Below are 23,457 nucleotides of genomic sequence, written 5' to 3'. Positions count from 1 at the left end.
AATCCCGCTATAAGCAGGATTTTTTTATTCTTTATGCCCAGATGGACATTATATTATTTACTATAATGCCGCATCAATTGCATCTGTGTACACTTTCTTAGGAGAAACTCCTACTTGTCTACTTACAATTTCACCATCTTTAAAAACCAATACTGTAGGAATGTTACGCACTCCGTATTTAGCAGCAAATTCTTGATTCGCATCAACATCTACTTTACCAACTACCGCTTTACCATCATACTCAGTACTAACTTCATCAATGATTGGACCTACCATTCTACATGGTCCACACCATGCTGCCCAAAAATCAACTACTACTGGTTTATCACTTTTTAAGACTACTTCATCAAAAGTTGCGTCTGTTATCTCTAATGCCATTTTGTTTCTTTTTATTGTTATGCAAATTTAGTCAAATATTATTCTCTTTCCTTACTAACGTTACATTCGTTTTAGCTATTGCCCTATCGATAAACTTTATTAATTTAATTTAAATAAAATATCTTGCTTTTCAAGAAGCTGCAGCAATTCACTTGAAATTTGCACCTTTTGCTTTCTACTTACCAGACTAACCTTAATCTCTTCTTGCATTTCATACACCATAAAATTAAGAGAATGTTCTCCTCTATGGGCATCTATAGTTTGCTTAAGCTCGTAGATTTTTTCTTCTTTTAATAAATCTATATTCAAATTGATGGTCAGTTTTTTCGCATACGTTTCCATTACTTCCTGCAATAACATAAAACTATTGAATTGCATTCGCGGATCTCCTTTTTTACCAGTATCCCGATTTACCCAACCTTCACGCACAAATAATTTTACGTAGGCAAAGGAATTGATCATTAAAAAATGGCGGAACTTTAAATACTCTTCTCCGAATATCCTAAACTCAAAAGTGTCTGTATAATCTTCCATGGTGAACATTGCCCAACCTTTTCCATTTTTAGAAACCCTATGCTGTACATCTGCAATTACCCCGGCAAAAGAAACCTCTCTATTTACAATACTCTCCAAATCATTTAAATTAGAAAGACTTGCATTACAGAACGATTTTACTTCTGATTTAAAATCATCTAGAGGGTGCCCTGAAATATAAATTCCCACGACTTCTTTCTCCCGGCGTAATTTTTCCATGGTCCCCCATTCCTCACAAGGCGGAACCGTTGGTTCTGCAATCTGCACTTCACTAGCATCACCAAATAAACTTACCTGACTAGAGTTTTCATTTTCTTGAAATTTAGAGCCATATTTTACTGCTTTTTCCAAAAAAGTAATTCCGTCTCCTTCGTCTGCAAAGTACTGTGCTCTATGCGTATCCCCAAAAGAATCAAAACCACCAGCAACCGCTAAGTTTTCAAATGCTTTTTTATTCGCTGCACGCAGATCAATACGTTTTGACAAATCGAAAACCGACTTAAATGGACCTTTTTCTTTTCTATTTTCAACTATAGTTTCTACTGCACCACGGCCAACACCTTTTACAGCTCCCATTCCAAAACGAACCGCACCATAATCATTTACCGCAAATTTGTAATACGATTCATTTACATCCGGTCCTAAAACATCTAAGCCCATACGCTTACATTCTTCCATAAAAAATGTAACCTGCTTGATATCATTCATATTATTTGAAAGCACCGCAGCCATATATTCCGCAGGATAATGCGCTTTACAATAGGCGGTTTGATACGCAATCCAAGCATAACAGGTGGAGTGAGATTTATTAAAAGCATAAGCTGCAAAGGCCTCCCAATCCTTCCAAATTTTCTCTAATTTATCAACATTATGCCCTTTTGCTGAAGCCTGCTCAATAAATTTAGGCTTCATTTTATCCAGTACATACTTCTGTTTCTTACCCATGGCTTTACGCAAAACATCGGCTTCACCTTTAGTAAAATCCGCTAGCTTTTGCGACAAAAGCATCACCTGCTCTTGGTATACTGTAATTCCGTAGGTTTCTGCTAAATATTCTTCGTTAGCATCAAGGTCATAAATAATTTCTTCGGTACCATGTTTACGCGCAATAAAACTTGGAATATACTCCATTGGACCAGGACGATACAATGCGTTCATTGCAATTAAATCTGCAAAAACTGTAGGTTTCAATGCCCTCATGTGTTTCTGCATCCCAGGAGATTCATATTGGAAAACACCTACTGTTTCACCACGCTGGAAAAGCTCATATGTTTTTACATCATCTAGAGGAAAATTCTCCGGATCTAACTCAACTCCATGTTTCGCTTTAACAATCTTAACGGTATCCTTAATTAAGGTTAATGTCTTTAACCCCAAGAAATCCATTTTTAGTAGACCTGCATCTTCTACCACCGAGTTGTCAAACTGGGTACAGTACATTTCGGAATCTTTCGCTAAGGCTACAGGAACGAATTTTGTAATATCATCTGGTGTAATAATCACCCCACAGGCGTGAATACCGGTATTCCGAACAGAGCCTTCTAAAATATAGGCTTGGTTAAGGGTTTCTGCCTCAAGGCCGTCTCCTTCTGAAATGGCCAAAAGCTCATTTACCTTAATAAGCTCTTCACTATTAAATTTAGCTTTTAGAATTTTTTCATCGACCCCAATTATCTTTTTTAATTTAGACATATTAGGAATCAACTTCGCCATACGATCCGAATCACTCAAAGGTAAATCTAGTGCACGAGCCGTATCTCGAATAGACGATTTAGCAGCCATGGTACCATATGTAATAATCTGAGCCACTTGGTTTGCCCCATATTTATTAATTACATAATCCATAACACGACCCCGACCTTCATCATCAAAGTCAATATCAATATCGGGCATACTTACACGATCCGGATTTAAGAAACGCTCAAAAAGTAAATCGTACTTAATAGGATCTAAGTTGGTAATCCACAAACAATATGCAACAGCAGACCCTGCCGCCGATCCACGACCCGGCCCTACCGATACATCCATTGCCCGGGCAGCTCTAATAAAATCTTCAACAATCAAGAAATACCCAGGATATCCTGTCTTCTCAATTACTTGAAGTTCAAAATCTAATCGTTCGTCAATTGCAGGTGTAATTTCTCCATACCTTTTCTTAGCACCTTCATAGGTAATGTGCCGTAAAAATTTATTTTCACCACGCTTACCTTTATCTAATTTATCTTCTGCGAACTGAAATTCTTCGGGAATATCAAAAGCAGGCAATAACACATCACGAGCTAAAGTAAAGGTTTCCACTTTATCAATTACTTCTTGGATATTGATAATAGCCTCAGGAATATCTTTAAAAAGCTCCTTCATTTCATCAGAAGACTTAAAGTAATATTCTTGATTAGGTAAACCATACCGATACCCACGACCACGACCTATTGGAGTCGCTTGTTTTTCGCCATCTTTTACACATAATAAAATATCGTGTGCATGCGCATTTTCTTTATCTACATAATAGGTGTTATTCGTCGCAACTAATTTTACATCATGCTTCTTCGCAAATTGAAGCAACACTTGATTTGCACGGTCTTCATCTTCTTGACCATGACGCATGATCTCTATATATAGGTCATCACCAAAAGTTTCTTTCCACCACAGTAAGGCTTCTTCCGCTTGGTTCTCCCCTACATTAAGCACCTTACTTGGCACCTCTCCATATAAGTTCCCTGTTAAAACAATAATATCTTCCTTGTATTGCTCAACTACTTTCCTATCAATTCTAGGCACATAATACTTACCACTAACAAAGGCGATAGATGACATTTTTGCCAAATTTAAATACCCTTTTTTAGTTTTTGCCAGCATGACTATTTGATAGCCATTATCTTTTTGGGACTTATTGGTATGATCTTCACAAACCTGAAATTCGCACCCTATGATTGGTGTAATTTCTACTTCTGGTTCTGGCAATTCTTCTAAAGCTTCTTCCCCTTCTGCTAAAGTGCCATTTTTAGTAGCTTCAAAACGCTTTAAATTTTCTTCATTACGAGAAACCACCCCTTTATTATGATTGATAACCCCACTTACAAAATGGAACGCCCCCATCATATTGGCATGATCTGTCATTGCTACAGCAGGCATTTTTGCTTTGGCTGTAGCCGAAATCAAGGCAGGAATACTTATCGTAGATTGTAGTATTGAAAACTGTGTATGATTATGTAAGTGAGAAAAATTAGCACTCTCTAATGTTGCTAAATTTTCTTTTATCTCTTCTTGAGAAACACCACCGGTATCTTTATCCCAAAGTGCATCTGCTATTTTTTTAGATGCTTTTTTAAGGTTGATGTGTTTTAAACCGATTAATTGAATCACTTGCGGATTAGCCTCCGAGAAGTTCTTAAAATAATCTGGCTGAACATCTAATTTCTCAATCGTATACTGCTGTTTACGAACAAGCTCTAGGAAACAACGCGTAGTTGCCTCAACATCGGCAGTTGCATTATGCGCCTCTCCGAAAGGTTCACCGAATAAATATTGATGTAGTTCTGTTAACGTAGGCAATTTAAATTTACCTCCACGCCCACCAGGAATCTGGCAAAGAGCTGCGGTATGTTCCGTACACGTATCTAAAACAGGAAGTTCTTGTAAAGGGTTTTCTACGCCCATTCTATGAAACTCCGCCCCCATAATATTTAAATCAAACCCAACATTCTGCCCAACAACAAACTTTGTCTTTGCCATGGCTTCGTTGAACTTTTCTAATACAAAGGCAAGAGGCACCCCTTTTTGTTCCGCTAATGCAGTAGAAATACCATGAATTTGCTCCGCATCATAGGGTATATTAAACCCTTCTGGTTGCACCAAATAATCCTGATGCTCTATAAGGTTCCCCATGTCATCATGCAATTGCCAAGCAATCTGTACACATCGAGGCCAATTATCGGTGTCCGTAAAAGGAACATCCCAACGTTTCGGCAATCCAGTAGTTTCAGTATCAAAAATCAGGTACATAAATAGGGGTTTTTCTTTCTAAAAAAGCAGTTTGTAAAAATACAAAAAAGTGGTGTTTGATAGAAACATTGTTCCAAAGAGTTATTAACGGAACCAAACATATTTCATAATCAAAAAAAACTGTTGCACATTTACCAAAAAAAGGTATATTTGCACCCGCTTAAGTATAAGCAAATTATAAAGAATTAATAATCAAGGGTCGGGCACCCTACAAATTAATGTGATATGCCAGTAAAAATTAGATTACAAAGACACGGTAAAAAAGGTAAACCATTCTATTGGGTAGTTGCAGCAGATGCAAGAGCTAAAAGAGATGGTAAATTCTTAGAAAAATTAGGAATCTACAATCCTAACACCAACCCTGCAACAATTGATATTAACATTGATAACGCAGTAACTTGGTTACAGAATGGTGCACAACCTACTGAAACTGCAAAGCGTTTATTATCTTATAAAGGTATTTTAATGAAGCACCATTTATTAGGTGGTGTTCGTAAAGGTGCTTTAACTGAAGAGCAAGCTGAAGAAAAATTCAATACTTGGTTAGAAGAAAAAGGAAAAATCGTTGGAACTAAATTAGATGGTTTAGACAAAGCGAAAGCAGAAGCTAGAGCAAAAGCTTTAGAAGCTGAAAAAGTAGTTAACGAAAAGCGTGCTGCTGAAGCTGCTGCTGCTGCATTACCTGAAGAGGTTGTTGCTGAAGCTGAAGCTGCAACAGAAGAAGCTGCTCCAGTTGCGGAAGAAGCTCCTGCTGCTGATACAGAAACAAAAGAGTAATTATTTACAAACGATATGCAAAAGTCAGATTGTTTCTACTTAGGTAAAATCGTTTCAAAATATAGCTTTAAGGGTGAGGTACTTATTAAATTAGATACCGACGAACCCGAAGAATACGAAAACTTGGAATCAGTGTTTATTTCTTTAGGAAATAACCTGGTTCCATTTTTTATTAAAAAATCTAGACTTCATAAATCGACACTTCTACGTGTTCGCTTTGAAGAAATAGCTGACGAATCTGATGCAGACCGCGTCATGGGCTCAGAAATTTACCTTCCTTTGACAATGTTACCAAAACTTACGGGTGACAAATTTTATTTCCACGAAGTCATTGGTTTCACCCTTTTAGATAGTGTTCATGGTGATATCGGGATTATTGAAAGTATCAACGACAGTACTTCTCAAGCCCTTTTCGAAGCTTTAAAAGACGGTAAACAATTGTTGATCCCTATCAATGATGAAATTATTACCAAAGTAGATCGTGAAAATAAAACTATTCACGTAACCACACCTATAGGTTTGGTTGACTTGTATTTAGAATAAGTCATTATTCTAAATAAGCATTCCCTTAGTTTAGATCAATAGATTCATTTTCTAAGAAATTATCCAATCGCAATTGAAAAATTGTGCCACTGATTAAATCTTTTATTTTTTCCAATTCTGGGTACGTCATCGCAAAACTTAATTGCCCTAAAGGCGTTTGCAATAAATAGGACCTGCAGGTTTCTTTATTTTGACAATCATAGCAAACACACAAATCATTTAAAGTATCATTTACCTTCTTTGAAAAATGAATCAGTTCATTTGGAGTCAAATACATTCCAGTATCCTTAAATACTAACTGTACTTTTTTAAAATCCTTTCCCAGGTTTTTCTTCCATTGAAAAGCTATTCCAAAATCATTATAATAAATAGTGTCAATATCATTCATGGGGTTGTTTTTTATTTATATACATTCTAAATAACTAAATTATATAGAATCATTCTAAATAAAAAATGAATTCACTATTAATTTAAAAATAATAGGATTAATAACAATCTGATTTGATTAAGTGTTTAAATGATTCAACATCTGTATTATGAACTTTACACAATTGCTTTAAAACATTTAGCACCCCTTGATACATCGCTAAAGAACCACAGATCATTACATAACCCCCGGTAGTAAGTGTCTCAAAAACAAAATCAGCATCACGCCATAAAAGATCTTGAACATATGTTTTATTTCCCTCTTGTGAGAATGCTAGATTAAGTTTTCCTAAGCGCTTATCTGCTAAACTACTCTCAAGTTCTTGTTTATAGAGTGCATACGACTGCTCCGTTCTTAAACCCCCATACAGATAAGTATCAACACCTTTAATATTGTTATCTAGCATCCCTAAATAAGGCAGTATCCCTGTTCCATTTCCAATCATAATAACGCGACTAGCATTTTTAGGAAAATGAAAATTTTTGTTTGTTATAATTTTAGCCTTAAAACTGTCATTTACATCTAACGCATTCAAAAATCCAGACCCCAAACCATGCTCATGGAACTTAACACTCAAGTAAATATTTCCATTAAGTCTCCCGATGGAATACAATCGCTCTTTATGGTCGTTTTTAGGATAGATTGCCAGTAAGTCTCCTGAGGTAAATAGAAGTTTTCCTTTGGGCTTTAAAATAAGTTTAAACGTGTGCTCTGCGTTTTCATCTTTATTAGTGACAGCAACAACTTTCATAGTTTTTAACTGTGTAGGTTTCAGGTCTAAACTACTTGAAGGCACCGAAATTTGCAAACTGACCGCTTTAGACCACAGCCCAACCCATTGCTCAAAACTACCAAACGATTTATCGTTAATTGTAAAGGGAGCTACTGCCTGAATGGCATTCTCATGCTGCAAGGCTGCATCAACATCAAAAGCAAATTTGCAATATTCAGGATAAGAAAGCGAGCCAAAGCCCACAACCGCATAACTAAATTGATTGTCTTGTTTGACAGTTTTTAATACGTTCAAAAAATTATTCGCATTTACCGGAGCCTCTCCTTCGCCATAAGTGGAAGTCATTATTACAATATGTTCTACATTTTTATAATTGGTATAGGCGTTGAGCTCCGCTAAAAACACACTATTTCCTGATGCTACGATTTGGTCCTTTAGCGCATTTGCAAAAACTAAGGTGCTCCCGTTTTCCGAACCTACCAGAATAACATACTTGCATGCATTTTTTGAATACTTATTTTTAATTTTAGTCGATCTTCTCTTGAACATTATAGCAAACCCTGAATATATAAAAAACAGAATATTAATAGTTGCTACCGCTAAAATTAAGGACCACACTATACTGCCTTTACCAGTATGAAGTTTTATACTTAAGTCTGACAATAAAACCGTTACCGGACTTTTGATTTCGCTTAATATACCTCCCGTAAATTGATTGACTAAAAGCTCTTTATCTTCTAACTTTAGGGTATAATAATCCTCTACATCATTAGAAAAAGGAAATTCTACAGACTGAACTTCAGAAAGCTTAAGTCCTTTAAACGCCGGAAAATTATTTACTGTTAAAATTGGCGTAGCAGCAATGGCACTATAATCTACTTCGTGAGAAGTTCTAACATCAGGGAAGACATCAAATTTTTCTAAAGACAAGTAAACTCCTGTTACCGTAATGATTATAATGGGAATTAAAGACCACCTCCCTAAAACAACATGCCAGTATTGAGAAAAATTTTCGTTGACTATTTTAGCAAAAAACTTCTTTAAGCTCCGCTGCCGTTTTAAAACAAAGACTGCTCCAGAGATCGAAATTAAAAACAAAAGAAAAGAGCAAAATCCCACTAAAAAGCGGCCTGTGCTTTTTAAAAATAAAGAACGGTGTAAATTAGTTATAAACTGAAAAAACCTTGAAGGCTCTGGTTCCTCTCCTAAGAAAACCGCTGTTTGAGGATTAAAATAACCCGACAAAGATTCTCCTTCCTCTGTAATAACGTTTGCCAATACAAACTCATTAGCATCTACCTCCAGTTCTATTACTTCCGGATAGGTATCCTTAAATACTGTGATGGTTTCTGCCAGAGAAACTTGATTAAGATCAGTTGTTTTGTAAGGCTGTATTTGCTCCAAAATGGGCTCAAACGCCAATATAATTCCCGTAACCGATGCTAATAAGATAAAAACAAAAGAAGATATAGCCAGGGTAAGGTGGCTATATCTCCAGAAAGAAATTGTCATAAATTCTGTTTAATTAGGCAGTAAGCGCACATAACGTAAAAAACCTGCCCCTTCTACTTTACTCTTTACTGATGCCGTTGTAAGTTCAAACTGCACATCTTTAGTATAATATTCCTGATCTTCTACCGCAGTTTCAAAACGAATACTGTAACCGCTATTTATTTTTGAATCTTCAATTTCAATAACACTTACAATACGTTCTCCCCCAGCAATAGTCGCTCCCGTAATGGCATCAATGTTTGAACGTTTTTTTCCGTAAAATTGCCACCACTCTGCTAAATCATGGTACCATTCACTATCATCTCCTTGCACATAAAGCGTCTTCTCATAATCTCCTTTTGGGTTGATTAACGACACTACCACATAAGCGCCTTCACCCGTATAATTAACCATCTGCATCATACACTTATATTTTGTTGCAGCAGCTACGGAACTAAAAGAATATACAGATAAGACTACAAATCCAACCAATGTTATTCCTGCTATTTTAAAAACGTTTTTCATATTATTTTAAAAATTCAATTGATATATTATTTTCTTGCAACAATTCGTTCTCCGAGGCCAAATCATAAGCAGATTCCTCAAAACCTGTTACTGCAGTTTTCTTTGCTCCTATACTTAATAAGTATTTTAAAACCTCATCATCGTTAGCTTTCATAGCAGCTAAATGCAAAGGAGCTATACCTTCTTTATTTTTAGCGTTCACATCAACACCATACTCATTTACACGTTTTAATAAAGCAAGATCATCATACTCCAACGCTATGTGAAACAGAGTATTCCCGTTTTCTTGTGTTTTAGTGACATCAAAACCTTCTGCTTTTAATACGTTTAATTTTTCTTCAAAATCCGGTTTTTCATAAGATTTTAAGAGGTAATACGCTAAGGTATTTCCGTCATTATCAACACTAGAAATAGCTGCTTTATTTTTAAGCAAATAGGAAACAACCTCAGGTGAATTGTAAGCAACCGCCATAGCCAATGCAGATTCTCCTTTTTTATTCACGTGATTGACATCATTCAACATAGGTAGCAAATAAGCGATAACATCTAATTTATTTCTCCCAACAGCATTTAAAAAAGCGGTGTTTCCATTTTCATCGGCAGTATTCACATCAACTCCTTTAGCTATGAAATAATTGAATACCTCTTTATTCTCTTCATAAGTTGCTAAATTAAGCAAAGGCGTTTTACCTTCTGAATCTATAACATTAGGGTTTAAATCTAAAGATTCTAAAAATTTGTAAAAGCTCAACGGCTTAGCTTTAGCTCTACGCCCAGCCTGAGTAGCGAAAACAAATGCATTATCTGTTCCTTTTATACCTTTCTGATGTAACTTTTTTAAGTGGTCTACATCACCTGTTTTAGCTACATAGTTAAAAGCATCATTCCCATGTGCATCAATACTGTTGATTGCCAAGCCTTTTGAAGAAAAATAATCGAGGAGTTTAAATTCTGGATCGTTTTGAGATGACAACAACAAAGCATTTGCTCCATTAGGCGTAAGATCTTTTGTCAAATCCGCTCCATTGGCTAAGCAAATATCATACACTTTAGTATTTTGTTGCCCTGAAGCCGCTGCAAAATTTAATATAGTACTTCCTTTATCATCTGTAATTTTCGTATTTGCACCTTTAGAGATTAGATAGTTCATAATCTCTGTATTGCCTTTATAAGCTGCCCAGAACATATACGTTCTCCCATCATGGGTTAGCTTATTTATATCATTCCCTTCTATAGATTGAACGTATTTGATAATAGCATTATCATTTTCTTGCAAAATAGCATATACAACAGCATCAAAGTTGTTCGATGTTTTTGCGGTAATATCATTCCCTTCTTTAATTTTTAAATCGATACTTTTAATAGTAGGTTTACTATTCCAAAAATCACGCTCTAAAAAAATATTCTCTTGCGCACTTAATTGAAGTCCAAATAAAAGTACTAAACCTAGTAGTAATTGTTTTTTCATCTTTATTTTATTTTACAAATGATTCTATAACTGGATTTATTTGTTCTGCTGTGTTGTAATTCTCGTCATCAAACAAATATTTAAATAACACTTTATTGTCCACTTTTTCTTCTAATAACAAATCTTTATTCCTGGCAAAAACCTCATCCCATTTTAAACGCACTATTTGCCATTTAGCTTCATGACTCGCCCAGTACTCTTGTGCCGCTTTACATTTACTATCCGCTACCTTTACATAATTATTGTGTCCTTTTTCCTGCGCAAGTAAAACATCTTCCTTACCATCTTCCCGAATTACTTTGTTATTATCCTGGTCATGAACCCAACCATTGGCAACAATTTCCTGTCTGTTTGTTCTGGTCGTTACATTATAGTCACTACGCGTTGTGTATTCTCTTCTTGGTAATGGTGCATCAGTCGTATTTTCCCAATAGCTTTTACCATCTACATGAACCCAAGTAGCTGTGCCCTCATATCGCGGACTATCATCTACCTGAAATACTTTCTGTGACCATTGCCCTTCTACTTCCTTTTTTGGCAAACTAACAAATTTCCATTTATTATCATGGTCAAACTCGTACAAATTAGTATTCTGATATTCCCAATCTTGCCTCCAATGTTTTATGATATAAGGCTGATCTGACGGACCAACAATAAGCAAATGTTGTAACATAATCTTATCATTAGTATCCGCTACTAACTGCACCCATTCTAAACCTTTATCATGTTTTGTCTTAGAAGGCACGTAGGTAGAATCATTTGAATACTCAAAGGTTTCTGCAAAATTAAAGGCCACTTCATAACACCCGCACATACTTTTTATAGCCTTCTGGTCTTGCTTCTTTTTAGGTTGAGCCTGTAGCACCCCAACAAATACGAAGCTTAACAAGACAAAAGAGATAGATTTTTTCATTTCATTTAAATTTAAATTGATTTCTTAAAAAAATACTAATCTTATTTAGACTCAATTAAAATAAGATTCTATATTTGTCACAAATCTAATCAAGAATGAGTCTAAATAAAAATTATTGCTGCCTTTTTTTTACCCTAGTATTGACCGGATTTCTTTTTTCTCAAACTACAACGAGTGATTCTACGCAAATACAAACCTTAAACGAGGTTGTCATTACAGGACAATATAATCCCACGACGATAAATAAGTCTATAAATAATGTAATTGTCATTACCAAAACACAAATAGAAAACCAAGCAGCGAATAACCTTGCAGACGTCCTAAACTTTAATTTAAACCTTACGATCTTACCAAGTTCGCAGACCGGAAAATCTACCATTTCTTTCTTTGGCCTAGATGGTCAATATTTTAATATTCTAATTGATAACATTCCATTAGTAAGTGATAGCGGAATGGGAAATAACATAGACCTAACGCAGATAAACTTAGATGATATTGAACGAATAGAAATTGTAGAAGGTGCCATGGGGGTAGAATATGGAGCAAATGCTGTTTCTGGAGTTATCAATATTATTACTAAAAAATCTTCTGAGGAACCTTGGAAGATTCAATTCCTAGCACAAGAAGAAACGGTGAGCAATGAATATGCTTGGTTTGACAAAGGAAGACATATTCAGGGTTTAAATATATCTCATAACTTAAGTGATAAGCTATATGCACGAATAGGCTTTAACAGAAATGACTTTGCTGGTTTTTTTGATAACAAACAAGGACAAAGTTATTATCAAAATGATGGTTTAAGAGGCTATGAATGGCTACCTAAAATACAATACAATACCAATGCGTTTCTTACTTACAAAAGGGATAATTTCACGCTATTTTATAAGTTCGAATACTTCAATGAAACTTTAAGCTATTACGATGAAACGGTACGGTCCAATATTAATGTAGAAAACCAAACAAGCAACCCTTCATCAACAGACAAAATCTTCAGAACCAATAGGTATGTAAATAATTTAAGTGTCAACGGTACTTTTAATTCTGGAGCTAGGTATGACGCTTCTCTTTCTTATCAAGAGCAGAAAAGAGACTTAAATCAGTTTAACTATTACATCGTCACACAACAAAAAAGTGATGAAACCGATGAAACCTATCAATCTAGCAAAGTATTGTTCTCAAAAGGAACTATAAATAATCTGGTTAAGAATGATCATTACAATTTTCAATTAGGGTATGAAGCAAGATATAATATAGGATTTGACACACAAGCGTCTGGCGCAGTCACCCAAGAAGACAAAGAATACACGCAAAGCAACGTAGCGTTGTTTACTTCTTCTGAATGGAAAATAACAAATGCTTTATCTGCTAGACCTGGATTTAGGTACGAGTACAATTCAAAGTTTAACAGCAAACTTTTGGCATCCCTAAGTCTTAGACAGCAATTAAAAAACAGGCTTGAATTACGAGGAAATATAGGCACCTCATACCGCACACCAAATTTTCAAGAACTCTATTATTATTTTGTAGATTCTAACCATGACGTACGAGGGAATGAAAATTTAAATCCTGAAAAAGGATACACCGCATTTATCAACCTAAAAAAAACAACTGCAATCCCTAATGGGGTAGTGACAAACACGCTAAAAACAAGTTATATAGATATTAATGACAAAATAGATCTTGCCATTATCAACAGCACCCCTTTACAGTATGAGTATATCAATATTAATGCTTATAAACTTTGGGGAGTAACCACTGAAAACAGTATTAAAAAAGAACAATGGAATTTTAATTTTGGAGCCACCATACAAGGCATCTCTAGAATAACTGAAAACGAAGCAAATGCTTCTAATGATTTCTTATACTCCTTTCAAATAAATACAAGCGGCACCTATAGCTCCAAAAAATGGGACACTGCATTTAGTCTCTTATTTAAACATAATGGTGCACAATATGACTACACCGCTTCTGATGTAGATGAAGAAGGCAATTCTATTTTCTCAAAATCTAAAACCAATGCCTATAGCTGGATGGATGCTTCCATTAGAAAATCTTTTTTGGACAAAAAAATCCAAGCAACTATAGGCGCTAGAAATATACTAGATGTAACCAGTGTAGCCATCAGCAATACCACTTCTGGAGGCGTGCATTCTACGACTAACAACGGGCTTTTACTTGGTTACGGTAGGTCTTTTTATCTGAAACTATTATACAATCTAAACTTTTAAAAATTACACCTATGAAACACAATGCATTTACTTTTATTGCCGCACTAGCAGTCCTATTATTTTCTAGTTGCTCTGATGACGATACCTCAACAGCTCCTATTGAAATAGTGATTGAAGGCGCCGCTATTTCTCCAGAAGTTGGAGGGCCTAACGAACCTAACCAAGTCTATATAGACTTAAGTACCGAAACTAGTACCGTTGTAAAAAGAGACTCTTGGGATTTAGGTTTTTATAGCGGTTCAGAATTTCAAGTTACGATTAACGGCGCTATATACATGGCCGTCGCTGCTCTAACTACCACGGATATTGATGCCGTAAATAGCACCACCGAGGAGGTGCTAAATTTACAGCCACAAGTTGCCATTGGCACTTTTCAAGCAACAAATGCGGCCTATATAGACAATCCAAATGGAGCAATTACAGGTACCGCAATAGCCACAATAGAAGACACAGATGAAAATAACCCAGTATATCTACTTAACTTAGGTAAAGAGATAGGCACTACGCCTGCCACTACGGGTAGTGCAAATGTATCTGGAGACGATAGGGGTTGGAAAAAAATACGGATCTTAAAAGAAGGCCCTGATTATATTTTACAATATGCCAACTTAGAGGATACCACACACCAAGAAGTGACCATTACCAAAAATTCTGCTTATAATTTCTCTTACTTTAGCTTTACCACAGAAACAATAGTATCCGTTGAACCAGAAGCAACAAAGTGGGATTTAAATTTTACTGTATTTACCGACATTATAGAAGGTTTTGGCTCGTATGGTTATGCAGATTATGTGGTGAACAATACAAAAGCAGCTGTTAGTGTATATATGGTAGATACGGCAGAAGCTACTTTTACCTATGACAATTTTGCGCTGACCGACATAAACCCCGCTAATTTTTTAAATGACCAACGTGGTATAGGTAGCACTTGGAGAAATGGTGGCGGACCAAGCACATTACCTTCTTTAAAAGAAGATGTATTTTATGTTCTTAGAGATACGGATGACAATTACTATAAAATAAAATTTTTAGCCCTAACCAATGAAGCAGGCGAAAGAGGTAATCCAGAATTTATTTATAGCCTACTTCAATAGTAGTCAAGATGCCATAAAATTAATGTAATTAAATTTTAGATCCCTTAACGTAATTGTTAAGGGATTTTTTTATGCCCAACAAATAAGCCTTAATTTTGAAATTAAATTTCTTTTATGAAACCTTTTCGCTTCAAACAGTTTACCGTTAACCAAGATAAATGCGCTATGAAAATAGGCACAGACGGAGTGCTTTTAGGTGCTTGGGCAAGCGTTAACAACTCTATGCATACTATCTTAGATATTGGAACAGGAACAGGCGTTATTGCCTTAATGCTAGCACAACGTTCTATTGCAGATACTATTGAAGCTATAGAACTTGACGGAGATGCTTTTGAACAATGTACTGATAATTTTGAAGCTTCAGATTGGGGAGATCGCCTATTTTGTTTTCATGCTGGTTTTGATGAGTTTGTAGATGAATATACCGAAGAGGAACCTGAGGAAGCGGAGTTGTATGATTTGATTGTTTCTAACCCACCTTTCTACAGTGAAGAAGTTTCTAGTGGTAATGATGCTCGTGATCAAGCCCGTCAAAACTCCTCGCTGCCTTTTGACGAATTAGTTTCTGGAGTTTCCAAACTACTTTCTCCTACAGGTGTATTTGCTACTATCATACCTTATAAAGAAGAAGAAAATTTTATCGCTTTAGCTTCGGAAAACAATTTATACCCTAACAGAATTACACATGTTAAAGGAACAGAAAATACCGAAATTAAGAGAAGTCTACTTGAGTTTTCACATACAGAAAGTAAGTGCACTCCCAATGAACTTATCATAGAATTAGAACGAAATGTATACACCCAAGAATACATTGAGCTTACCAAAGACTTTTATTTAAAAATGTAACTTTTGATCATTGTCATGTTATAATTCTTTATTTATCTTTGGTAAAAACCCATAGCTATGCGACCAGATTTATTTGAAGCTCCTGATTACTATAACATTGATGATCTTTTATCAGAAGAACACAAATTGGTTCGTGATGCCGCCCGCCAATGGGTAAAACGTGCTGTTTCTCCAATCATAGAAGAATATGCTCAGAAAGCAGAATTCCCTAAAGAGATTATTGGTGGCCTAGCAGAAATTGGTGCTTTTGGTCCTTACATTCCGCAAGAATACGGTGGCGCTGGTTTAGACCAAATTAGCTACGGCCTTATTATGCAAGAGATAGAACGCGGCGATAGTGGTGTACGCTCTACAGCTTCCGTACAATCTTCTTTAGTAATGTATCCTATTTTCACCTATGGGAATGAAGCGCAGCGTAAAAAATATTTACCAAAACTTGCTTCTGGTGAATTTATGGGGTGTTTTGGACTAACAGAACCCAATCATGGCTCTAACCCAAGTGGTATGGAAACCAAGTACAAAGATATGGGCGACCACTATTTATTGAACGGCGCTAAACTCTGGATATCAAATTCCCCTTTTGCAGATATTGCTGTCGTATGGGCAAAAAATGAAGAAGGCCGCATTCACGGACTTATTGTAGAACGTGGTATGGAAGGTTTTTCTACGCCAGAAACACACCACAAATGGTCATTACGTGCAAGTGCTACTGGAGAGCTAATCTTTGATAATGTAAAAGTACCAAAAGAGAACATCCTTTTGGGCAAAACCGGATTAGGCGCGCCGCTTGGATGCTTAGATTCTGCTCGATACGGAATAGCATGGGGAGCTATTGGTGCCGCCATGGATTGTTATGATACTGCTTTGCGTTATGCCAAAGAGCGCATTCAGTTTGGGAAGCCTATTGCGGCAACACAACTACAACAAAAGAAATTGGCTGAAATGATTACAGAAATCACGAAAGCACAATTAATGGCACTCCGTTTAGGGCAACTTAAAAATGAAGGCAAAGCAACTACCGCTCAAATTTCTATGGCAAAACGCAACAATGTAGAAATGGCTATAAACATTGCTAGAGAAGCCAGACAAGTTTTAGGCGCTATGGGAATTTCAGGAGAATATAGTATCATGCGCCATATGATGAATTTAGAGAGTGTAATTACCTATGAGGGTACACATGATATTCATTTATTAATCACTGGAGCAGATATCACCGGTTTTCCCGCTTTTCAATAGCCCCACTATACCTTTAACAAAAACTTAGTACACTTGAAAAAGCAAGTAAACTAACTTTGTGCGTATATAGTTTAACTAAAAACTTAGAAAATGAAAACTTTAAAATACAGTATTCTTTTTTCACTTCTTTTTGTATTTGCTGGACAAGCACAAACAGTAAAAGATCAAAGAATAATTGATGATGGTATAGAAGCTAAAGGGCTTTTAATTAATGCCGATGATGGTTTAGCTGATTTCTTTCAAGACTCTGCAGGTTATGTTATTTTCCCTAATGTTGGAAAAGGCGGATTCATAATTGGTGCTGCCTCTGGAAATGGCGCTGTTTACGAAAGTGGCAACTTAATAGGAATGGCAGATCTTAAAAAATTAAACATTGGATTTCAAGCAGGTGGTCAATCAATTATCGAGGTTATCTTTTTTGAAACCAAAGAAGCACTGAATGATTTTAAAGAAGGGAAATTCTCTTTTGCTGCTGAAGCTTCCGCTGTAGCAGTCCGTTCAGGAATTGCATTTAATGCGAAGTACAAAGATGGCGTTGCTGTTTTTGCTTTACCAAAAGCAGGATTAATGGCCGATGCCTCTGTAGGTGGACAAAAATTTAAATTCACTTCTTTTGAATAAGTATTCAAAAAATAAATAATAAAAAAGGGAGCCAAATGGCTCCCTTTTTATTTACTTCACTTTTTCTACCGTGACCACTACAGATTTACTAATAGGTGTAAAACTCCTATCTGCAAAATGATTGTAAGGCACTAATACATTTGTTTCTGGATAATAGGCTGCAATGTCTCCTTTAGGGATGGCATAAGGCAGAACTTTAAAATTGAAAGCTACCCTTGGTGTGTCATCATAATTACTCCGTAGGTTCACCACATCAAGTTTATTTAAGCCTTTTTCCTTCATATCTTCAGCATTCATAAAAACCACACGCCGCTCATTATATACCCCTCTATAACGATCATCTAAACCGTATATAGTTGTATTAAATTGATCATGAGAACGGATGGTCATCAGCATAAATTCATCTGACTTTAAATGATGTTCTGGTAATTTATTTAAGGTAATCTGCGCTTTTCCATTAGGAAGCATGCTAAAATCTAAGTTCCGCACATTATTAGGCAAATAGTACCCTACACCTTTAGATTGCTCATTTGTATTTTCAAAACCTTTCACTACTTTATCCATAGTTTCACGCATCAAATCATAATCGGTTCCTAGTTTTAACCAATCTACAGCATGATTCCCTTTAAAGTAAGCATCAGCGATACCTGCAACAATATCCGGTTCACTTTGTAAATTCCCTGAAGCTGGTTTTAATACTCCTTTTGTCTGACGCACCCTACCCATACTATTCTCTACAGTAAAGAAACGTTGTTTCCCGTCTTTGATATCCTTTTCAGAACGACCGTAAGTCGGTAAAATTAATGCTGTTTTCCCCGTTACCAAATGACTTCTATTTAGCTTAGTACTGACTTGGACTGTTAAATTACAGTTTTGTATGGCTTCGGAGGTATATGTCGTGTCTGAAGCTGCCATTAAAAAATTACCACCTAAACACATAAATATTTTTGCTTTGCCTTCATGCATGGCTTTCATGGCATTGACAACATCATAGCCTTGCTTATCTGGAGCCGTAAAACCCAAATGTTTGTCTATACGCTCATTGAACTCTTTATCAATAAAGTGCATTATACCAACACTTCTATCTCCTTGAACATTACTATGCCCGCGAACAGGACAAGTACCTGCATTAGGTTTTCCTATGGCACCTTTTAGCAATAATAAATTAATAAATTCCCGTATCGTTTCTACGCCATTTTTATGTTGCGTAAGCCCCATAGCCCAGCAAACTACAATCTTTGATTTCTTCGCAAGAAAACTAACGGCTACATCAATTAATTTTTCACTTACTCCCGTTTGCTTAATTAAAGAATCAAGATCAAATTTATCAATATCAGCAAGTAAAGCTTCGTACCCATCTGTATATTGATTGATGAATTCATGATCAAAAACAGTAGCATCTAACTTATCTAAAACTGCTAATTTTTTAATAATTGCCTTCATTAAAGGAATATCTTGATTAATCCGTACTGGCAAATGTAAATCTGCAATATCAATAGCACTTCCTAACCAACCTCTAATTTCTTGGGGGTTTTTAAAATTTACAAGTCCAGATTCTTCCAAGGGGTTTATACTAATAATTTTACCCCCATTACCTTTACACTTTTCTAAAGCAGACAACATTCTTGGGTGGTTGGTACCAGGATTTTGTCCCGCAACGATAATCACCTCTGCTTCATATAAATCTTCTAATTTTATAGAACCTTTTCCTATTCCTAAAGTTTCGCCCAAAGCAACACCACTAGATTCGTGACACATATTAGAACAATCCGGCAAATTATTAGTGCCTAGAGCTCTTGCAAAAATGCCATATAAAAAAGCAGCCTCATTACTTGATCTTCCCGAAGTATAAAAGATAGCTTCGTTTGGGTCTTTTAAATCATGAAGTTCTTGCGCTATCAATTGATATGCTTTCTCCCAAGATATCGCCTTGTAATGTACGTTTCCTGGCAACAAAACTAAAGGTTCCGTTAAGCGACCAAATTTATTTAACTCAAAATCTGTAAGCTGGGATAATTCTTCGATAGAATTTTTAGCAAAAAAAGAAGCATCTATTTTGCTTGTGGTAGCTTCATCTGCTAATGCTTTTGCACCATTCTCGCAATATTCAGCAAATTTTGATGACTTTTCTGGATCAGGCCATGCACAACTTGGGCATTCAAAGCCACCTACCTGATTCATTTTCAGTAAAGTGCCCATAGCGCGCACTACACCCATTTCTTTAAACGTATGCTTCAACGCTTCTTTTACCCCTAATGCCCCTGCTGCGATAGTCACTGGAGCATCAACCTTAATATCACTAAATTCTAAACTACCTGTTAAAGACACCTTTCGTTGCCGCTTTACTTCTTCCATTACTTCATTTTTTTCACCTTCATACCAACCGATATACTCCAGTCATTTAATTCTAGTCTAAATTTAAGAATTTCTGCACCATGGAAAGAGGATATCATGACTTAAAAATTGACCCCATGAAAAAATATAGTAATTTTATCCTATTGACTCAATGCATCATTTATGAAATATTATATCTTACTGATTGCCCTACTCGTTTTAAGTTGTAAAAATGAAGTAAAAAAACGCTCTGAAAGCCCAATCGTTGAAGCTCCTATACCAGAATTTCAACTTATAAAAGCTCCTGATGAATTGTTAGGAGATTTATTCGTAAAAGTACAATTAAGTCAGGTTTTTGAAGATGGAAAAACATTTGTAGACTGCACCGCAAAATACCCTTATGAAGAAATTAAAAGCAATTACGATAAACAAAAAAACAAGCCTAATTTTGATTTAAAAAGTTTTGTTTTAGACCATTTTGAAGTCCCTCCCTCTATTTCCTCTGATTTTAAAGCTGACTCCACCAAAACAGCGGTTGAACACGTCACATCACTTTGGCCAATTTTAAAAAGAGCATCTGATAAAAAAAATGATCTTAGTACTCTAATCCCGTTACCTAAGCCATATATTGTTCCTGGAGGAAGATTCAGAGAAGTTTATTATTGGGACAGTTATTTTACGATGTTAGGTTTAGTAGAAAGTGGTGAATTTGAGCTTATAGAAAACATGTTGGATAACTTCGCTCACCTTATAAATACTGTGGGTCACATTCCGAATGGAAATAGAACCTACTACATTACCCGCTCGCAGCCTCCCTTCTTTTCTCAAATGGTAAAGTTATTAGCAGACCACAATGGGGATACTGTTTATCAGAAATACAAAGAAGCTTTAAAAAAAGAATATGAATTTTGGATGGACGGAGCTGCAACTACTTCTTATGCCGTAAACCATGCTGTATTAACACCTGTAGGTATTCTAAATAGGTATTATGATAAAGGCGACACCCCAAGACAAGAATCCTATCGCGAAGACTACACTCAAGTTGAAAAAACAAATGGAGGAACAAAAATGTATCGTGATTTACGTTCTGGAGCGGAATCTGGATGGGATTATTCTTCCAGGTGGTTTGCGGATGGAAAAACAATAGAGACTATTGAGACCACCGATATTCTTCCTGTAGATTTAAATGCACTTATGTACGGATTAGAAGAAGTTCTTTTAAATGCTTACGAAGGCGATTCCATATTTACAACACATGTAAAAAAGAGTATGGAAACTCGTAAAGAGTTTTTAAATAGATATAGTTACAATGAAGCAGCTGGTGTATTTGAAGATTACAATTGGGTAAAAAGCGAACAAACTGGCGTAATATCATTAGCAACAACATACCCGTTATTTTTTAAAATGGTTAGTCAAGAACAAGCAGATAAAGTAGCAAAATACATTGCCGAATATTTATTAAAACCAGGAGGGGTAGTAACATCATCTAATAATACAGGGCAACAATGGGATGCTCCAAATGGCTGGGCGCCCTTGCAATGGATGACTATTGTAGGTCTAGAAAACTACGGACATCATGAGTTAGCAAAAATCATCGCTACGCGGTGGATTACCTTAAATGAAAAAGTATATGAAAACACTGGAAAGTTTGTAGAGAAATATAATGTAGAAGATATGACCTTAGATGCTGGTGGCGGAGAGTACCCAGTTCAAGATGGATTTGGCTGGAGTAATGGTGTTTATCTAGCCTTAAAAAACCACTACAAAAAAGATTAAAACAAATTTTAAGCAGTTCACCACAAGTTTTACTGCTTACACATCAATTGTTTTAAAAAAACACCTAACAATTATACCTTTGACACGAGTTAGTTAGTTAATTATTTAGTAATAATAATTTTTCATTTTCATATAGTGTTCTCGTAAAAGAGCCCAATCTTTATAGATTTGGGCTCTTTTCTATTTAAGAAAAATTAGAATATTCATTATTTAATTTTCAACTTATAAAAAATAAACTACAGTTGTGCTTCGCACACCCAATAATACCGTTATTTTTACCGTTATTATTTTAATTTACCGATGCAAACATTTATCGATTTGATTTGAGTTAGTCACATTTACAAACACATCATGCTTCCGTTAAAAAACAGAATACATCATCCAATATTTGTAGTTCCATTGTCGTTATTTTTATCCGTGTCAGGATATGTGATCAGTGATTTCTTTGCGCATTGGCAAAAATTCTGGCTCGGTATGTCCTTAGCTGCACTACTACCTATAGTAATATCTTTGCCGCTAGCTTTAATAGTGGACCGCTATTTCAAAAAATTTGAGTCTCAAAAAAAATAGTTAGAGCATTTAGATACGATTAACAAAAAGCTTTTCCTCTTAATTTCACATGATGTTAGATCTCCGCTTGCAAGTTTAATTGGCACTATTGATTTAGTGACCGACAATGATTTAGATCCAGAAGAAGCCAAACACTATTTTAGCGAGCTTTCTAGTAAAATTAAAAATGTTAATTCATTTTTAGATGGCTTACTTAATTGGGCAAGGAGACAAACACAAAATAAACCTTTAGAATTTTCATTATTTGATAATAGTGACGTCATAAAACTTACTCATGATTTACTAGAACCTGTCGCCAAACTTAAAAAAATCAGAATCACAACCAAACTTGGCCATCATAAAATATATGCTGATAAAGAGAGCTATTCTTTTGTACTAAGAAATATTTTACATAATGCCATTAAATTCACACCTATAGATGGAGAAATTACCATTGAAACTTTTGTCAAAAACAAACAGATCTTCACCACTATCCAGGACTCTGGTATTGGAATCACTAACAATGAGATCAAAAAAATATTAGATGGTGAAAATTGGCATACGACCAAAGGTACCTTAAATGAAAATGGATCAGGTTTTGGGCTAAGAACCTGCCTATATTACTTAAAGCAAAATAACGGCGTATTATTAATTGATAGCGAAATAACTATTGGAACGAAAATAACTATTGGGCTACCCGCTCAAAAGTGAGCTATTTAAAACATATTTAGGTTTCACCACAAGTTTTGCTAGTTACACATCAATTGTTTTAAAAAAGCCAATACCCGCTATATATTTGAAACGAGTTAGTTAGTTAATAGTAAAATTTTCATTTTCATATAGTGTTCTCGTAAAAGAGCCTAATCTTAGTTGATTTAGGCTCTTTTTTTTGTTTACCCTTTAATGCCAAATTAAAACTTACAGAACTAAAACTTAGCTAGTTTGCTATTAATCTACACAAAAAGTATATTCAACGAGTGTT

17 protein-coding genes are annotated in these 23,457 nt (G+C 35.5%); 9 read left to right on the top strand and 8 right to left on the bottom strand.

Annotated elements, in window-relative coordinates; genetic code table 11:
- Nucleotides 1–60 precede the first annotated feature (60 nt).
- Entirely contained in the window at nt 61–378 is a 318-nt protein-coding gene (trxA, locus tag GQR94_RS10290) for a thioredoxin (RefSeq protein WP_027065108.1), read from the bottom strand.
- A gap of 99 nt (nt 379–477) precedes the next feature.
- Nucleotides 478–4,914: a DNA polymerase III subunit alpha gene (gene dnaE / locus GQR94_RS10285; RefSeq protein WP_158975421.1), complete on the bottom strand. Its 4,437-nt coding sequence runs from the start codon at nt 4,912–4,914 to the stop codon at nt 478–480.
- Nucleotides 4,915–5,139: 225 nt separating this feature from the next.
- Here dnaE and GQR94_RS10280 point away from each other — a divergent pair, with 225 nt between their 5' ends.
- On the top strand, nt 5,140–5,691 hold the full coding sequence (locus GQR94_RS10280) for a 30S ribosomal protein S16 (protein WP_158975420.1): 552 nt from the start codon (nt 5,140–5,142) through the stop codon (nt 5,689–5,691).
- A 15-nt stretch (nt 5,692–5,706) separates the two neighbouring features.
- A complete protein-coding gene (gene rimM / locus GQR94_RS10275; protein ID WP_013550698.1) occupies nt 5,707–6,234 on the top strand; it encodes a ribosome maturation factor RimM in 528 nt (175 codons plus the stop codon).
- A gap of 25 nt (nt 6,235–6,259) precedes the next feature.
- Here rimM and GQR94_RS10270 read toward each other — a convergent pair whose 3' ends face one another.
- The 5 genes from GQR94_RS10270 to GQR94_RS10250 form a co-directional block, all read right to left on the bottom strand.
- The gene (locus GQR94_RS10270; RefSeq protein ID WP_158975419.1) at nt 6,260–6,622 is read right to left on the bottom strand and encodes a hypothetical protein; all 363 of its coding nucleotides are present in this window, start codon (nt 6,620–6,622) and stop codon (nt 6,260–6,262) included.
- A gap of 97 nt (nt 6,623–6,719) precedes the next feature.
- The gene (locus GQR94_RS10265; RefSeq protein WP_158975418.1) at nt 6,720–8,906 is read right to left on the bottom strand and encodes a PepSY domain-containing protein; all 2,187 of its coding nucleotides are present in this window, start codon (nt 8,904–8,906) and stop codon (nt 6,720–6,722) included.
- 9 nt (nt 8,907–8,915) lie between these two features.
- On the bottom strand, nt 8,916–9,410 hold the full coding sequence (locus GQR94_RS10260; protein WP_158975417.1) for a DUF2271 domain-containing protein: 495 nt from the start codon (nt 9,408–9,410) through the stop codon (nt 8,916–8,918).
- A 1-nt stretch (nt 9,411) separates the two neighbouring features.
- Nucleotides 9,412–10,878: an ankyrin repeat domain-containing protein gene (locus GQR94_RS10255; protein WP_158975416.1), complete on the bottom strand. Its 1,467-nt coding sequence runs from the start codon at nt 10,876–10,878 to the stop codon at nt 9,412–9,414.
- Nucleotides 10,879–10,885: 7 nt separating this feature from the next.
- On the bottom strand, nt 10,886–11,791 hold the full coding sequence (locus tag GQR94_RS10250; protein WP_158975415.1) for a DUF6607 family protein: 906 nt from the start codon (nt 11,789–11,791) through the stop codon (nt 10,886–10,888).
- A gap of 95 nt (nt 11,792–11,886) precedes the next feature.
- Between GQR94_RS10250 and GQR94_RS10245 the strand changes: the two genes are divergently transcribed.
- The 5 genes from GQR94_RS10245 (at nt 11,887) to GQR94_RS10225 (ending at nt 17,816) form a co-directional block, all read left to right on the top strand.
- On the top strand, nt 11,887–14,019 hold the full coding sequence (locus GQR94_RS10245) for a TonB-dependent siderophore receptor (protein ID WP_158975414.1): 2,133 nt from the start codon (nt 11,887–11,889) through the stop codon (nt 14,017–14,019).
- Between the two features lie 11 nt (nt 14,020–14,030).
- The gene (locus GQR94_RS10240) at nt 14,031–15,113 is read left to right on the top strand and encodes an HmuY family protein (protein ID WP_158975413.1); all 1,083 of its coding nucleotides are present in this window, start codon (nt 14,031–14,033) and stop codon (nt 15,111–15,113) included.
- Between the two features lie 114 nt (nt 15,114–15,227).
- The gene (locus GQR94_RS10235) at nt 15,228–15,959 is read left to right on the top strand and encodes a tRNA1(Val) (adenine(37)-N6)-methyltransferase (protein ID WP_158975412.1); all 732 of its coding nucleotides are present in this window, start codon (nt 15,228–15,230) and stop codon (nt 15,957–15,959) included.
- 57 nt (nt 15,960–16,016) lie between these two features.
- Nucleotides 16,017–17,195, top strand: coding sequence for an acyl-CoA dehydrogenase family protein (locus tag GQR94_RS10230; RefSeq protein WP_158975411.1), 1,179 nt, complete (start codon nt 16,017–16,019; stop codon nt 17,193–17,195).
- A 90-nt stretch (nt 17,196–17,285) separates the two neighbouring features.
- Nucleotides 17,286–17,816, top strand: coding sequence for a YSC84-related protein (locus GQR94_RS10225; protein WP_158975410.1), 531 nt, complete (start codon nt 17,286–17,288; stop codon nt 17,814–17,816).
- Between the two features lie 51 nt (nt 17,817–17,867).
- Here the strand turns inward: GQR94_RS10225 and GQR94_RS10220 are convergent, their stop codons facing one another.
- Complete coding sequence (locus tag GQR94_RS10220) at nt 17,868–20,171, bottom strand: FdhF/YdeP family oxidoreductase (protein WP_158975409.1); 2,304 nt, start codon at nt 20,169–20,171, stop codon at nt 17,868–17,870.
- Nucleotides 20,172–20,333: 162 nt separating this feature from the next.
- On the opposite strand from GQR94_RS10220, the gene treF reads away from it, so the two are divergent.
- Nucleotides 20,334–21,926: an alpha,alpha-trehalase TreF gene (treF, locus tag GQR94_RS10215; protein ID WP_158975408.1), complete on the top strand. Its 1,593-nt coding sequence runs from the start codon at nt 20,334–20,336 to the stop codon at nt 21,924–21,926.
- Nucleotides 21,927–22,514: 588 nt separating this feature from the next.
- Complete coding sequence (locus GQR94_RS10210; RefSeq protein ID WP_370458296.1) at nt 22,515–23,186, top strand: sensor histidine kinase; 672 nt, start codon at nt 22,515–22,517, stop codon at nt 23,184–23,186.
- Nucleotides 23,187–23,457 lie beyond the last annotated feature (271 nt).

The organism is Cellulophaga sp. L1A9 (assembly GCF_009797025.1).
Taxonomy (GTDB): Bacteria; Bacteroidota; Bacteroidia; order Flavobacteriales; family Flavobacteriaceae; genus Cellulophaga.
This window is presented reverse-complemented; position numbering and strand designations above follow the sequence as displayed.

Excerpts from the sequence above, each read along its gene's own strand:
- trxA (WP_027065108.1), bottom strand. The coding sequence starts at position 378 with ATGGCATTAGAGATAACAGACGCAACTTTTGATGAAGTAGTCTTAAAA.
- dnaE (WP_158975421.1), bottom strand. The coding sequence starts at position 4,914 with ATGTACCTGATTTTTGATACTGAAACTACTGGATTGCCGAAACGTTGG.
- GQR94_RS10280 (WP_158975420.1), top strand. The coding sequence starts at position 5,140 with ATGCCAGTAAAAATTAGATTACAAAGACACGGTAAAAAAGGTAAACCA.
- rimM (WP_013550698.1), top strand. The coding sequence starts at position 5,707 with ATGCAAAAGTCAGATTGTTTCTACTTAGGTAAAATCGTTTCAAAATAT.
- GQR94_RS10270 (WP_158975419.1), bottom strand. The coding sequence starts at position 6,622 with ATGAATGATATTGACACTATTTATTATAATGATTTTGGAATAGCTTTT.
- GQR94_RS10265 (WP_158975418.1), bottom strand. The coding sequence starts at position 8,906 with ATGACAATTTCTTTCTGGAGATATAGCCACCTTACCCTGGCTATATCT.
- GQR94_RS10260 (WP_158975417.1), bottom strand. The coding sequence starts at position 9,410 with ATGAAAAACGTTTTTAAAATAGCAGGAATAACATTGGTTGGATTTGTA.
- GQR94_RS10255 (WP_158975416.1), bottom strand. The coding sequence starts at position 10,878 with ATGAAAAAACAATTACTACTAGGTTTAGTACTTTTATTTGGACTTCAA.
- GQR94_RS10250 (WP_158975415.1), bottom strand. The coding sequence starts at position 11,791 with ATGAAAAAATCTATCTCTTTTGTCTTGTTAAGCTTCGTATTTGTTGGG.
- GQR94_RS10245 (WP_158975414.1), top strand. The coding sequence starts at position 11,887 with ATGAGTCTAAATAAAAATTATTGCTGCCTTTTTTTTACCCTAGTATTG.
- GQR94_RS10240 (WP_158975413.1), top strand. The coding sequence starts at position 14,031 with ATGAAACACAATGCATTTACTTTTATTGCCGCACTAGCAGTCCTATTA.
- GQR94_RS10235 (WP_158975412.1), top strand. The coding sequence starts at position 15,228 with ATGAAACCTTTTCGCTTCAAACAGTTTACCGTTAACCAAGATAAATGC.
- GQR94_RS10230 (WP_158975411.1), top strand. The coding sequence starts at position 16,017 with ATGCGACCAGATTTATTTGAAGCTCCTGATTACTATAACATTGATGAT.
- GQR94_RS10225 (WP_158975410.1), top strand. The coding sequence starts at position 17,286 with ATGAAAACTTTAAAATACAGTATTCTTTTTTCACTTCTTTTTGTATTT.
- GQR94_RS10220 (WP_158975409.1), bottom strand. The coding sequence starts at position 20,171 with ATGGAAGAAGTAAAGCGGCAACGAAAGGTGTCTTTAACAGGTAGTTTA.
- treF (WP_158975408.1), top strand. The coding sequence starts at position 20,334 with ATGAAATATTATATCTTACTGATTGCCCTACTCGTTTTAAGTTGTAAA.